Origin of the sequence: Paenibacillus sp. FSL H8-0034 (assembly GCF_038000305.1) — a bacterium.
In the GTDB taxonomy this organism is placed as follows: domain Bacteria; phylum Bacillota; class Bacilli; order Paenibacillales; family NBRC-103111; genus Paenibacillus_S.
In genome coordinates, this window is the sequence record NZ_JBBOBS010000001.1 from 865,111 (window position 1) to 879,469 (window position 14,359).

Consider the following 14,359-nt stretch of genomic DNA (forward strand, 5'->3'; position numbering starts at 1 on the left):
TAAACTGAAGAGGTGGAACTCAATATGTTTCCCGATATTACACAGCACCCCGAATGGCTGCGGGGACAGACACTAGCCTGGTGCAATCGACTTGCTGAGCAGACGGGTAAATACGAGTACCCGTGGACAACGATCATTGAAGGGGAGATTGCGGAGGATATATTCAGTGAGGAACTGGCGAAGCTGGTGCGCGGTAAGGTTCTCGAGGTAGGCTGCGGTCATGGAGCTTTTGCGAATCGATGGGCGAGTCAGGCTGATGAGATCGTTGGTTATGATATGACAGAGGGCTTTTTACGTACAGCAGAACAGAACCGTGAACCGAACGTCTCATTTGTTTTGGGGAATACTCATGATGGCTTGCCCTTCAAGGATAAGGAATTTGATCTTGCTTATACGAAGAAAGGTCCAACCAGCTGGTATCCCGTAGCAAATCGAATTCTCAAGCCGCGAGGTGATGTGCTGTCTTTGCATCCTGGCGATGGAAATGGTGAAGGTATCGAGCTGGCTAGCTATTTCCCTGGACTGTTTGCGCCACCGCAGCAAGGAACACCGATTCTGGATAAAATCAACCTCATGCTCTCACAAAGCAAGCTCGATGTGCTCTCCATTCGTAGATTACGCGATACGACGTACCTGCCAACAGTGGAGGATGTGCTCCAAATCATCGGATTCGGGCAAACCGAGGACTTCAATCAATTCGTGCGAGTAAACTGCCTGGAGGAAATTGGACGACAGTTTGATCTGAACAGAGGTCAACAAGGGTTGAAGACGATCAGCTTTTATTATCTGGTTCAGGCGAAGGGAACCAACTGATCTATAGGAATCTTACAGCGTGGATGAAGCCAGTTGACTACATTGAAGTGGTGCAGCGTGTCAGAGGGATGCGAAATATGGAGGAGGGCTCATATGTCAGATGAAAACGTTCTGCTGAAAGCAAGCCTATATGATGGTAATATCACCACTTTATTGATGGAAGCAGGTCAAATATGTAAAGTATTCAATCAGCAGGACTCGGGATGCATTTCCTATGGTATCGAGGCTATGGGTCAACGTTGGTTCGTCAAATACGCGAAACGAGCTGAAGCTATTGCTTTTATGCAAAATGCGGAACGGATTCATCGCGCTGTTGCGCATCCGCGGCTCCCCAAACTGCTCAACTCGATCCATACCTCTGAAGGTTTTGCTCTTGTGTATGAATGGGTAGACGGTGAGGTGCTCGGAACACCGGAATTCCCGGGCAAAGAGGGCAGAAGCTCGCCGCAATCGCCACACTACCGATTCAGGCAGCTGCCTGTGCACAAGATCATTGCTGCTTTATCGGCTGTATATGAAGTACACGCCTATCTGGAGAGTGAGGGTTTCGTTGCGGTGGATTTTTATGACGGCAGTATGATTTACGATTTCGATCGGGATGAGCTGCACTTGTGCGATTTGGATTGCTACACACAAGGTGCTTTTACACTGGAGATGGATCGTTTATATGGCTCAAGCCGGTTTATGGCACCGGAGGAATTCGTGAAAGGAAGCCGGATTGACCAGCTTACTAACGTGTTCACAATGGGAGCTGCCGCATTCGTCTTATTGGCTGACGAGGGCAGTCGGGACCCGAAGGATTGGCTGGCGTCTGAAACACTGTATCGGATTGCTTGCAAGGCTGCCTCTGCGGATCGAAAAGATCGGTACGATAGTGTGGCTGCTTTTTACCATGAATGGCTGGAGGCAGCTGCTAAGAACTAATAAGGTATTCATCCTACTCGAAGATGTAGTTCTTCTCCCTTGAAAGGTGTATGATGGGCTTGAAGCAAGTCCATTCTATACCTTAGAAGGAGATGATATGGGATGTTTGATCAATTTGTAAAAGAGCACAATTTGAGTGAGCTATTGGTATCAGCGCAGCAGTTCCACCCGTACCCAAAAGCTGCAGAGCGTGAGTTCTGGGAGAAGCTCCCGCAGGAGGCACGTGCGACCTGGATAGGCTGGGCGGAGGAGCGATTGGATTATACATGGCCGGCACTTCCAGCCGTTCGTTATATGGATTATGTGCGTAACGGCAACCGTACGTATTATGAAGAGGCTTATTTTGAAAGAAGAAGAGTATTAGGCGATCTGCTGTTTGGAGAATGTGTCGAGGGTCAGGGCCGATTCTTTGAGCAAATCATGAATGGATTGTGGTGCTTATGTGAGGAATCGTATTGGGTGATTCCCGCTCATATGACGCTGTCCTCCCAGAGTGATGGTTATTCGCTGCCTGATGTCACGGAGCAGGTGATCGATTTATTTGCCGCGGATACGGGTGGTTTGCTTGCTTGGGCGACATACTTGTTTAAAGACAAGCTGCAGGCGGAAAGCCCGATGATTCTCAAGCGTATTCGTTATGAGATGAACAGGCGTATTTTTGAGCCTTATTTGGAACGCGAGGATTTCTGGTGGATGGGCTATACGCCGAAACGCGTCAACAACTGGAATCCATGGATTCATTCCAATTGTTTGGCAGCTTTTCTGATATTGGAGGAGGATGTGTCAGTCAGGAGCCGTGCTGTAGCGAAAGGCATGCAAAGTCTCGATAGCTTTATGGGGATCTATCATCCTGACGGTGGCTGTGATGAAGGGCCGGGTTATTGGGGGCGGGCAGGCGCATCCTTGTTCGATTGTTTGGAGCTTCTATATGAAGGGTCAGCAGGACGCATCGATTTTTACAAGGAGCCGCTTGTGCAGGAAATGGGCAAATATATTTATCGGGTGCATATTGCTGGTAACGATTTTGTTAACTTTGCCGATGGCGATGCGCGTCTGAGCCTGTCTGCTGATGTGGTATATCGTTATGGAAAAAGAATGGATGATTCACAAATGAGTGCGCTGGGTGCGTATACGTTTCAGGCTAATGGCATTACGCGTGATCGAATTTTTTCATGTACGAGAATACTAGGGGAGTTCACGAACTATACCGAGCTTACAGGGCAGCGGGCAGTGGCACCCTTTGAACGGGATGTATGGCTGAAGGATACCCATATTTTTGTCGCAAGGGAGCACAAGGGGAGCTCGGCTGGGCTGTATCTCGCAGCCAAAGGTGGTCACAACGATGAGAACCATAACCATAATGATGTCGGACATTATATTGCCTACTTCAATGGACATCCATTTTTCATTGATGCAGGCACGGAAAGCTACACAGCGAAAACCTTCAGCGAGCGGAGATACGAGATCTGGACGATGCAATCAGGCTACCACAGCTTACCGACAGTAAATGGCGTGGAGCAGCAGGACGGTGAGGCCTACAGGGCGACCGACGTCGAATACATGAACACAGATTCAGCAGCCAGTTTATCCTTGAATCTTACATCTGCATATCCCGAGTCGGCGGGGATCGAATACTGGAAACGAAGCATCACTTTGCATCGGACACAAGGAGAGCAGGCTTATGCTGAGATCAAGGATAGTTTTGAATTAAAAGCGGCTTCGGCTGATTTGGTGTTTAACTGCTTGCTGCTTCCAATGCCACAGTTAGTAGAGGATGGATGCATTGAGCTAACGAATGAGCATGGCGAGCGGATTTGGATTCAATATGAAGCCAATCGGCTGCAAGCTGCGGTGGAGACGATCACGGTTAGTGATGCCAGAATGCAGTCGATATGGGGAGATACGTTATATCGGTTACAGCTTCGTTTATTGGAGCCTGTGCAGGCCGGTGAAGTTGTGATGACAATTTCCGAGGCAAACAAGGGTACAACGTCTGCTGTGTGAATAAGAAGAGCTTCCATGTTAGCCGGAGAACCCTTCGTTAACAATTTGTCTACTATGAATGGCAACTGCAGATGCGGCTGCGGGCGAGATTAAGTGCTGGATGGTTAGCATATACTGTGTAAGTTCTTCTAAGCTGTAGTGCGCGGATTTTCTTATTTCCAATCGCTTGATAGTGGAAGCTTTGTATAACCGGTTGTTTGGTTCCATTGCCTTGTCGTAATGATGCGTAAAGGAGAGATGCTGCATGGAGAGTACAGGTGTGACGGATCATGGTGCAAAACCTCATCAGGATGCATGGAAGCAAGCTTTGGAACGCTTATATGAGCAGTTTTGCGACTATGGCAGAAGGGCAAGCCGGGGCTTTGATAGTGAGGATATTCATCAAGCACGGGTCAACAGCCGGAAGCTGCTGACACTGCTGCGTATCCTTGACAAGCCTGATCATTCCGGACTGTATGCATTAATTAAGCAAGCGCAAAAACGCCTCGGTCAGGTGAGGGATGCAGATGTGCTGATCGAGTCTTTTCAAGCAAGACGGAAAAGTGCTAAGCGAAGCGGCAGACGCAAAGAGGCCGATTTGTTAAAGGCAGTCATCCAGATTCAGAGAAAACAGCGGAGACGCAGCCGAGCAAAGCTGGCCGATAAGCTGCCGGAACTGATTAATCCTGCGCTGGATGAGAAATGGAAAGCGTTTCTGAAGGATTTGAAGGAACTGCAATCGCAAAGTGATGATATCAACGTAAATCAGGTGATGCGTGAGCTTGAAGTTTCCTATGAACAGCATAAGCAAGCCTACCGTCAGCTTAGTAGGCACAACGGTGCTGAAACGAAGGAAGCGTTCGACGCTTTGCACGATTTGAGAATCGCAGCCAAGGAGCTGAGATATACGGCATCTGCTGCATCCTTTGCGTTGGATCAGAAGTTTCATTCGCATGAACAGCTATATAAAGATATTCAAGAACAGCTGGGTCAAATCAATGATCGGCGAATATGGCTGGAAACGGTCCAAGCGATCGGGCAAGACAAGATGGACGTTGGCAAGAAAACATGGAAGGCGTTCAAAGACGGCCTTATGAGAGAAATCCGCCAGGCGCTGCGTGCCAATCAGCTTGTAGGAAAGTAGGAGTAGGAGTAGGAAGGGACGAATCCAATCCGCTTTGACACCAGATAAAGGTGCAGGCAGCTGATTTTAACACGCACTTCTATGTACGGTCCTCCTTTTGGTTTATAATGGTTAGGACAAGCTGATGGTTATAAACAAAGGAGGATGACAGCAATCATGGGTAATAAGTTGGCATTACATAAACATGGCTTCCAGGCCAGTCGTCTCGTTATGGGCTGTATGGGTTTAGGTGGAGGATGGACGCGGGAAGCTATCACGGCTGATGATATGAAAAAGGCGCATACGGCTGTAGATGCAGCGCTTTCCGTGTCCATCAATATGTTCGACCATGCCAATATTTATGCCTACGGCAAGGCGGAGTCTGCATTCGGACAAGTACTGAAGGAGCGTCCGGAGCTGCGGGAGCAAATGATCATCCAATCCAAATGCGGCATTCGGATGGAGGAGGGTCGAGGGCTTCCAGCGAGGTATGATTTTTCCGAGGAGCATATTATCTCCAGTGTAGACGGCACTTTGGAACGGCTTGGTTTGGAGTCTATCGATATTTTATTGCTTCATCGGCCGGATCCGTTAATGGAGCCCGAAGAGGTAGCAAGCGCTTTTGACAAGATAAAGAGGCAAGGGAAGGTCAAAAGCTTTGGCGTTTCCAATATGAGTCCCACGCAAATTCGTTGGCTCCAATCTTGTTTGGACGAGCCATTGATCGTCAATCAGCTCGAATTGAATCTTGCCAAGCTGGATTGGATTGATGCAGGGATATCGGTCAATCAAAAAGCAGGAACACAGCTGTCATTCCCTGAAGGGCTGCTTGAATTTTGCCAGATGGAGCATATTCAGGTTCAATCGTGGGGGCCGCTGGCCAAAGGGCTGTTCAGTGGCAAGGATTTGACGGACAAACCAGAAACAGTACGCAAAACTGCTGAACTCGTTAGGCAATTAGCGGAGCAGAAGGGTACATCACTGGAAGCTATAGTACTTGCTTGGCTTATGCGCCATCCATCAGGGATTCAGCCTGTGTTAGGCACAACGAGCCCGGATCGGATACGCGCTTGCGCGGAAGCAACCGGAATCGTGATCTCGCGCGAAGAATGGTACGATCTGTACGTGACGTCCAGAGGTGTCAAAGTTCCATAAGTATTGCGTAACATCTTGAGTCGATCAAGATGTTTTTTTTATGGGGATTAGTAGATAATTAAGTCGAGGTAAGTGTTCTATAAATAAAGTAAGTGTGGTACTCTGTTATTAAAGCGCTCTCATTTATTGAGGGCTATCAGGATTTAAAATAAAATAATAAGAAGCTGGATGAACCCATGACCAACACTAACAAGCTGGCTTTATTTACGATAACATGGCCGTTATTTATTGAATCCTCTCTGCAAATGGCTATGCGGGCTGCAGACACCTTTATGGTAAGTAACGTATCGGATGGCGCGGTAGCTGCAGTAGGCGTGTCCAATCAACTCATTATTTTTACGTTTTTATTGCTGCAGGTGATCTCTGCGGGATCAGCTATCGTCATATCGCAATATTTGGGCGCCAACAAATTGGAAGCAGTCCGCAGATTTGCCGCCGGTGCAATTTTGCTGAATTTAATATCGGGTGTAGTCATTAGCATCGTGATGGTCATCTTCAGCAGGCCGCTGCTTGGACTGTTCGGGCTGCAGCAGGACTTGCTCGGAACAGCACAAACCTTTCTGTCTATTGTCGGAGGGGCTTTATTCATTCAGGCGCTCAATCTGACGATTTCGGCGATTGTTCAGGTCCATGGATTCACCCGATATACGATGATGGTCGCCATTGGCATGAATCTGATTAATTTAACCGGCAATTATTTGTTCATTTTTGGTCCGTGGGGATTTCCGAAGCTGGGTGTTCCGGGTGTGGCCATCTCGGCGGTCATCAGCCAATGCCTCGGGCTTGGCGTCTATATTCTGATATTACGTAAAGTTGTTAAGCTGGATCTGGGCTTGAAGGAGCTCGTGAGATGCAAGCTGGAGGATATGAAAAAGATTTTGTCGATTGGCATCCCCACGGCGGGCAATCAGCTGTCGTATGCAGCTAGTCAAATCGTCACTACGTATTTTATTACGTCGCTTGGTGCCGAAATGCTGTCGACTCGCATCTATACGCAAAATATTATGTATTTCATCATGGTGCTCTCCATTTCACTAGGCCGTGGCACGCAAATTATTATTGGCCGTCTCATCGGCGGCGGGGAAAAGGAAGAAGCCTATCGACAGCTATTCCGCAGCCTGGCCTTAAGTCTGATGCTGTCGATGGGGGCTGTCATTGTAATCGCCATATTTAGAAAGCCGCTGCTTGGCTTATTTACGAGCGATCCTCATATTATTACTTTGGGTGCCGCGCTGCTGCTATTGGGATTTGTGCTGGAGCCTGGTAGATGCTTGAATATTGTGATTGGCGAAGCGCTGCGCGCGTCGGGTGATGCGAGATTTTTGGTCATAACCGGTATTGCGGTTGTATGGGGAATGTGTATCCCTTTGACCTATCTTCTGGGTATTCATCTCGCTTATGGACTGATGGGAATTTGGATCGTGTTTATCCTTGACGAATGGGTGCGGGGAATTATTATTTTGCACCGCTGGCGCAGCCGGGCTTGGGAGAAAAAGGTGCTGGTTCAGGCGGACGCGAAGGAAGCTCAAGCTACTGTGTAATTTACATGATCGAACCCGTTCGTCGATGATACATCTGTGTCTGAGCGGCAGCACAAAAACCGGATTCACGCAGCTGAACCTCTGCTGGTGATCCGGTTTTTAAGTGTAATCCCTATCCCTAAATATATTCGGTCATTCCATTTTCCTTCAGCAGCTCGACGATTTCTTTGACAGACTGCGCTTTGTCCTTGGGACAGATTAATAGGGCATCACCGGTGTCAGCAATAATAAATCCATCTACGCCTATAGTCGCGATCAGTCTGCCGTTTCCATAGATGATCGAATTACGCGTATCAATGCCCAGGTGATTCGCTTTGATTATGTTGCCTGATTCATCGGGTGGAAAGATCGAACCCAGTGTATCCCAGCTGCCGATATCATTCCAGCCGAATTGACCTGACAGCACCACGACATCATCGGATCGCTCCAGAATGCCATAATCAATCGAAATATTTTGAAGTGTCGGATAAACCTGATTAATGATGTCTTCTTCCTGCTCCGTACCGAGAAATTCGCTGATTGGCAGCATCGTCTTATACAACCGAGGCAGGTAACGCTTGAAATTATCAATAATAACGGATGTTTTCCAAATGAATATACCGCTATTCCATAAATAATTACCCGAGGACAGATAGCCTTGGGCTTTCTGGAAATTCGGTTTTTCAACAAATTCGGCTACTTCATATACAGCTACAGGTTTGGAGGATATCGGATTCTTGTTAAAAGCGATATAACCATAGCCGGTAGAAGGAAATGTCGGTCTAATGCCGATAGTTACGATTTTGTCTGATTCCATCGCGACCGTGCAGGCTTCGTCGAGCGTAAGCCGGAATTGGTCCTCATCGGTTATATAATGATCGGATGGCAATACGACCATTAATGAATCGCCGTGATTTTTTTCAATGGATAACGCCGCAAACAAAATGCTGGCAGCTGTGTTTCGCGCCACGGGCTCAATCAAAATATTACTTTTAGACACGCTGCTATGCATGATGCTTTCCATCAATACAGCTTGGGAACGATTCGTCACGATGACTGTATTTTCCTGAGGGATAATCCCTTTGAATCGTTCGATGGTATCGTTTAACATAATATCGTTTCCGCTAATATTAAGCAGCTGCTTCGGAATCTCCTGCCTGGACAGCGGCCAAAACCGGGTTCCGCCACCACCTGCAAGGATAGTTGCAAATTTATTCATGATGCATCACCAAACGTGCAATGGAGAAGGAAATGATACTTTCGGAGCCTTGATTAAGATTCAACCCTGTTGAATGGATACCGTCGTAACAGGCACCGGTTTGGGGATCGATCAGAGACGTTTTAATTGAATTATGACCAACATACCATTCATAACATAAAGCTGCTTGCTTCAGATAAGCAGGGTCTTGCAGCACAACTGCAGCTTCCTTGCAAGCTAGCAGCATCTCACACGCTTCAATCGGCTGTTCGTCGTAGGGAGCGGCCTGTCCGTCGCGCAGCAGCCAGCCGTGACTGCCGATTGGCTTATAATAACCTTCTTTGGAGAAGGTTCTCGAAGCTAGAAAATCAAGGCTTTCCTTGGCTGTTTCCTTCAAACACACATTACCGGAAATACGGAATGCTCTTAAAAGTGCCCAGGGCAGCATCGAGTTTCCGTAGGTAAGACTGTCTTCAAACCAATTCCAACCGTCTCCCTTATTGCGCGTATATTGATTGTACAGCCTGACAGCCATATTTTCGATCAAATCAAGAATAAAGGCTTTAGGTAAAAATGCTTTATCTTCCGCGGTATTTGCCGTATGGAGATAGGGGAAGGAGTAGGTTAAAGCATCAGGGGTTTCGATCAAATAGCTGAGACCGATCATGGCATAGGCCCCGGCACGCGGTGAACCAAGTGCATGAATATGCGGTAATGCCTGATTGATTAAATAACGGCATGTGTTTAATAAATTATCGGGTAGGGAGGAAGAATGAGAAAGTGCAAATCCAAGTGCCCATAACGTACGTCCCTGACAATCCTCAGAGCCGCTATCCTCTATAAATGAACGATTATAATCCATAAAATTTCTAAAGTTTCCCTCTGCATTTTGTGCGTGATGAATGAAGGAAATATAAGTGTGGATGAGGTCCAGTGTGGCTGAATCTTTGCTGCTGCTGTAAGATAAAACGGCTGCGATTAATGCCCGTGCGTTATCATCGGTTGTATAGCCCTTCGCACGATCGGGGACTCCAAACTTCGTATGCTGAAAAATTCCCGTATCATCCGTGATCCTGCGCATGTAATCGATATTAAACTTTATGATCGTTTGTACCTCCATTAAATTACACTCCTGTTCGTTAACTGCGAAATCGTTATTTTTTCTTGAAAAAGCGCAGCGTAGGTTTTGGCGACTTCGCTCCACAGCATGGTTTTGCCTAGTTCAAGTGTGCGATCTTCCATTTCTTTTACTTCAGCAGGATTGTTCAGCAGCTGGAGGATACAAGCTTCCAGAGAGGCCGAATCACGGAAGTTTGCCAGTAAACCTCTGCCCTCTGCGAGCATTTCCTCAGCGTATCGGTAAGGTGTTGAAATAATCACTCTTCCATAGCCGACTCCGTATGCCAAAGTACCGCTAACGGCCTGATCCTTGCCCAAATAAGGGGTCATGTAAATATCGGATATCACAAGCGATTGTATAATTTCCTTCTGAGTCAATAGTTTGTCGATGAAGATAACATTATGATTTAAATCATATTCCTTCACAAGATCGAGCAGCTTATGTCTGTAAACCTCGCCGGTTTCTTGTTTGACAACCGGATGTGTTTTCCCGGAAACGATGTAGAGACATTCCGGATGCTGCTTAACGACACCGCGCATGGCCTCTATGCTATATTCAATTCCTTTGCCAGGGCTTAAAAAGCCAAAGGTGGACAAAATCTTGCGGTCTGCATAACCATATTGTTCTTTGAGCTCTGCTCTTGTATCTGTTGTGACATCAGGCACGCCATGATGAATGAAGGTGACCTTGGTGGCATCAATCCCATAAATAGAGATCAAATCCTTAACGGTAGATTGCGCCATTGTTACAACTTTAACGCTCAGCTTCCCAATACGATTCATAATGTGCCGCTGTTTGGAGGAAGGCTTCGTTAACACGGTATGAAAAATGACGATAAAAGGAATACTTAGTCTCTCGACAAATGGAATCAAATATTCCCCGCTTTCTCCGCCATAAATGCCAAATTCATGCTGAATAACGAGAAGATCCACGTCTGATGAGTTCAGAAAATCAGCCGTATCGATATATGCCGACAGGTTATGCTGGTCAATTTCCCTCATCACCTGTTCCTGATACGAGTAGGTTTCGTTGTTGTTGATGGCAATGATCCGAGGCTTATTGAAGCCTTGTATATGTTCAAATTGATCCAGTAAATCTTGTGTAAAGGTAGCAATGCCGCATTCTCTCGGCAGACTGGTACCAAGAAAAACGATATTCCGATTACTACTTGTGTTTCTCATATCAATAGCCTCCATATGCGTTCACGATTTTTGGGTAAAAAAAAAGAAAATAAAGAGATCTTTATTTCTAATTAGGGAAAGTGGTATTAAATTTTCTGAAAATTCCAAATTATTTCCTGTTTACCTACTATACCATGACCATTTTTTCTTGTCAATTTTATTGACTCTCCATCCTTCTCCATATATATTAATGTTGGAGGTGTAAGTATGTCAGTTATACGTAGTAATTTAAAAGCGGTCATGGAAAATCACGATCCCAAATTATCGATACGTAAGCTTGCCAAAGATATAGATTACCACTTTGATTCGGTACGTCGTATGTATAAGGATGAGATGGTTCAGTATCCGAGGGATTTGCTGCTCAAGCTTTGTTTGTATTTTAAAGTTCAGCCTGGGCAGCTCATAAGAATCGAAGAGAATGTGGAAAGCGATTGGCTGAAAGATGAATCGATAGAACATCAGGAGGACGGCAATGACAAGGAAACCTGCACAAGTGGAAACCTGTAAACAGCTTCTGGATACATTTTATGCGAATCCTCGCATAACGAAGGTAGAGAAGCTCACGTTCTCTGGGGTTGGAAACCGAGATGTATATAATATAACGGCTCCGTTTCAATATGACGGGGAGGAAGTACTCTTGGGAAGAGTTGAGGAACGGGACAGTGAGTTCTCTCAAGTCTTTTTTTTTACATGCGACAATCAGGTATGGAGTCCTCGCATGCATACACATACTTATAATTTGCAGGACCCCTGTACAACGATTATCAAGGGTGAATTGATTGTTGGCGGGGTTGAGGTCATCACTGCAGCAGATAATCCGGGTAAAATCGTGTCGTGGGTCACTCAATTTTATCGCGGCTTTCATATAGATTCGTTATGCCACTTTTCATCTGGCCCTGGTACGATGAAGGATATTCGTCTAATTGAGCTTATGGATGGCCGGATAGGCATATTCACAAGACCGCAAGGAGCGAAAGGCGGAAGAGGTCAAATCGGATTTACGATTATCGATTCGCTGGATGAGCTTGATGAACAAACGTTTACTGATGCAGAGATGCTGGGAAATCAATTTGTCCCCGAGGAATGGGGAGGGGCAAACGAAGCGCATTTATTGAGCAATGGGCATGTGGGCGTTCTGGGGCATATCGCCTGCTTTGATCTATCAGGCAACAAGCACTATTATTCTATGGTATTTTCGATAGACCCCGAAACTTGTGAGAAAACGCCTTTAAAAATTATTGCGGCAAGAAGTGATTTTCCAAGAGGTCCGGGCAAGCGGCCGGATCTGGAGGATGTTATTTTTAGCGGTGGACTTATACGGTCAGGCCATGGTCGGGCCGTGCTCTCCGTTGGTGTGAGTGATGCTGAAGCCTATCAGATTGAAATTCCCGATCCTTTTGTCGAATATGAATCTTAAAATCGATGAATTTGACTAGATTCTATGGTCATGTTATAATTGATTTGACAAGAATTTATGGTCAAAAGAGAGCGGGAACCAACAAATGAGTAAATTTATTCAATTAAACAAGCGCACTGGTGAAACAAAGTCCCACATTAATCAAGCAAGAAAACAGGGACGCATCCCCGCTGTGTTGTATGGGATTGGTAAAGATACTTTGTCATTAGAAGTAAATGAAAAAGAAATGCTGAACATTTTGAAAAAAAATCCGCGTGCTATTTTGCAGGGGAAAACCTCTGATGACAAAGTACTGCCGATCGTTGTTCAGAACATCCAAAGGGAAACCTTGTCAGGCAAGCTGCTGCACATTGATTTTCATCATGTGAACATGACGGAAAGCATGGATAGTAAAGTTACGATCCATTTTCTGGGTGAAGCAATCGGCTTGAAATCCGGTGGCGTCCTGCAGGTAGAAAAGTATGAAGTAGAAGTTCGCTGTATGCCTGGTGATTTGCCAACCTCCATGGAAGTGGATATTAGCGGCCTTGATGCTGGCGACCAGCTTCTCGTTTCCGACCTGATTTTCCAGGATGGAATTGAAGTGTTGACGGATCCGGGTACTGTCATGATTCAGATCAAAACGGTGCACGAGGAAGTTGAAGAAACCGCATAGTAGATCTGGGCCAAACATAAATAGTGAGTATAGGGTACATCCCCTTCTAACAGGAAGTGTGAAATTCATGATTTCATGAATATGGACACGGCTGTTTGGAAGGGGATTTTTGGTGTTGAATATACGCTGAAATCGTCTTTGCGAATAGGTTCATTATGGCTTATGATCGCGAGATCTCAGTAAGTTTGAGGTGTAAACCCGCATTTGCTCCATTAGCTTTCTCTGCTTCAGGGAGATGCCGGATTCTCTGCTTTGTATATTGGCTTTAGCTGTGTTGGGGACGATACGGTAAATGGGCCGCTTTCCCCGAAAATTACGATAAGTCCACGTAGATACCCAGTCCACCCCGCTGATAGTGGTACGTGATCCATCCTTGCGTACGGTCAATTGAAGTATCAAACCATTATTGGTATAAGGGTTATCGTTTAAGCGAATGGATACAAAATTACCAAGCGAGTATATGGCCAGTTGGTTGGAACTCGTCCTGAGGATCGGCTGCAGCACGTGAGGGTGAGAGCCAAGGATAACGTCTGCTCCATGCTGCAAAAGCTTGCGAACGAGCGCTCGCTGCTCCAAGGTCGGTGCTGCCTGGTACTCCTGTCCTACATGGAGACAAACAATATTCAAATCGGTTTTTGGCTTAATTTCGCGTAAATCCCTTATCATTTGAGCTTCGTTGATCAGATTGACTGACCCTCTCATGGCGGTAGGAAGGGGGATACGGTTGGTCGTTTTGGTATAGGCGAGAATCCCGACCTTGATTCCTTTAACGTCCATGATCAGTGGCTGCCGGGTCTGCTCGGGAGCGGCATAAGTACCGGTATGGGCTAGTTGATTGGCATCAAGCACCTGCAGGGTACGCCGCAGTCCTTCGATCCCATTATCCAGACAATGGTTGTTGGCCGTTACCAGCACATCAAAACCGTTTCGCTTTAACGCCGCGGCAAGTTGCTCGGGTCCATTGAACATGGGAAACCCTGTTCGCGGATTCTTTTTTTTAATAAAAGGCATATCCCCTTTTAAGGGAACCTCTAAATTGCCGATAGTCAGGTCAGCGTTCCGTAAAATAGGCGCAACACCTTCAAAAATGCAATCAAAATCATACCGGTTGGCATCACGCTGCTTGACTGACATCGAAATAGCCCCATTGATTAAAATATCACCAACTGCAGCGATCGTTATTTCTTGCATCGGATCACCTCTTGCTATCAGGATATTCGTAACCATACTAGAGAGTGCAGGCAAGTGTTCGAGAGGCTTCCGTTTATGT

The 14,359-nt window shown here is 46.3% G+C and carries 13 protein-coding genes; 9 read left to right on the forward strand and 4 right to left on the reverse strand.

Annotation, left to right across the window (positions count from 1 at the left end; genetic code table 11):
• The first annotated feature begins 24 nt into the window (after nt 1-24).
• The 6 genes from NST47_RS04100 (at nt 25) to NST47_RS04125 (ending at nt 7,539) form a co-directional block, all read left to right on the forward strand.
• Nucleotides 25-813 carry a class I SAM-dependent methyltransferase gene (locus NST47_RS04100; protein ID WP_341153988.1) on the forward strand — a complete coding sequence of 263 codons (789 nt, stop codon included), beginning with the start codon at nt 25-27 and terminating at the stop codon, nt 811-813.
• Nucleotides 814-906: 93 nt separating this feature from the next.
• The gene (locus NST47_RS04105) at nt 907-1,737 is read left to right on the forward strand and encodes a serine/threonine protein kinase (protein WP_341153989.1); all 831 of its coding nucleotides are present in this window, start codon (nt 907-909) and stop codon (nt 1,735-1,737) included.
• Nucleotides 1,738-1,839: 102 nt separating this feature from the next.
• The gene (locus NST47_RS04110) at nt 1,840-3,741 is read left to right on the forward strand and encodes a heparinase II/III domain-containing protein (protein WP_341153990.1); all 1,902 of its coding nucleotides are present in this window, start codon (nt 1,840-1,842) and stop codon (nt 3,739-3,741) included.
• 244 nt (nt 3,742-3,985) lie between these two features.
• Nucleotides 3,986-4,864 carry a CHAD domain-containing protein gene (locus tag NST47_RS04115; protein WP_341153991.1) on the forward strand — a complete coding sequence of 293 codons (879 nt, stop codon included), beginning with the start codon at nt 3,986-3,988 and terminating at the stop codon, nt 4,862-4,864.
• Nucleotides 4,865-5,020: 156 nt separating this feature from the next.
• The gene (locus NST47_RS04120; RefSeq protein WP_341153992.1) at nt 5,021-5,998 is read left to right on the forward strand and encodes an aldo/keto reductase; all 978 of its coding nucleotides are present in this window, start codon (nt 5,021-5,023) and stop codon (nt 5,996-5,998) included.
• A gap of 176 nt (nt 5,999-6,174) precedes the next feature.
• Nucleotides 6,175-7,539, forward strand: coding sequence for an MATE family efflux transporter (locus NST47_RS04125; protein ID WP_341153993.1), 1,365 nt, complete (start codon nt 6,175-6,177; stop codon nt 7,537-7,539).
• A 118-nt stretch (nt 7,540-7,657) separates the two neighbouring features.
• Here the strand turns inward: NST47_RS04125 and NST47_RS04130 are convergent, their stop codons facing one another.
• The 3 genes from NST47_RS04130 to NST47_RS04140 are packed head-to-tail and all read right to left on the reverse strand — an operon-like array spanning nt 7,658 to nt 11,017.
• Nucleotides 7,658-8,737: a mannose-1-phosphate guanylyltransferase gene (locus NST47_RS04130; protein ID WP_341153994.1), complete on the reverse strand. Its 1,080-nt coding sequence runs from the start codon at nt 8,735-8,737 to the stop codon at nt 7,658-7,660.
• The gene (locus tag NST47_RS04135; protein ID WP_341153995.1) at nt 8,730-9,836 is read right to left on the reverse strand and encodes a glycosyltransferase; all 1,107 of its coding nucleotides are present in this window, start codon (nt 9,834-9,836) and stop codon (nt 8,730-8,732) included. The genes NST47_RS04130 and NST47_RS04135 overlap by 8 nt, the downstream gene beginning before the upstream one ends.
• Nucleotides 9,836-11,017, reverse strand: coding sequence for a glycosyltransferase family 4 protein (locus NST47_RS04140; RefSeq protein ID WP_341153996.1), 1,182 nt, complete (start codon nt 11,015-11,017; stop codon nt 9,836-9,838). Before NST47_RS04140 ends, NST47_RS04135 begins: the two co-directional genes overlap by 1 nt.
• Before the next feature lie 207 nt (nt 11,018-11,224).
• Here NST47_RS04140 and NST47_RS04145 point away from each other — a divergent pair, with 207 nt between their 5' ends.
• The 3 genes from NST47_RS04145 (at nt 11,225) to NST47_RS04155 (ending at nt 13,089) form a co-directional block, all read left to right on the forward strand.
• Nucleotides 11,225-11,524, forward strand: coding sequence for a helix-turn-helix domain-containing protein (locus NST47_RS04145; protein ID WP_341153997.1), 300 nt, complete (start codon nt 11,225-11,227; stop codon nt 11,522-11,524).
• Entirely contained in the window at nt 11,490-12,434 is a 945-nt protein-coding gene (locus NST47_RS04150; protein ID WP_341153998.1) for a DUF1861 family protein, read from the forward strand. The genes NST47_RS04145 and NST47_RS04150 overlap by 35 nt, the downstream gene beginning before the upstream one ends.
• 85 nt (nt 12,435-12,519) lie before the next feature.
• Entirely contained in the window at nt 12,520-13,089 is a 570-nt protein-coding gene (locus NST47_RS04155; protein WP_341153999.1) for a 50S ribosomal protein L25, read from the forward strand.
• A 153-nt stretch (nt 13,090-13,242) separates the two neighbouring features.
• Here NST47_RS04155 and NST47_RS04160 read toward each other — a convergent pair whose 3' ends face one another.
• Nucleotides 13,243-14,280, reverse strand: a complete 1,038-nt coding sequence (locus NST47_RS04160) for a CapA family protein (protein WP_341154000.1) — start codon at nt 14,278-14,280, stop codon at nt 13,243-13,245.
• Between the last annotated feature and the right edge of the window lie 79 nt (nt 14,281-14,359).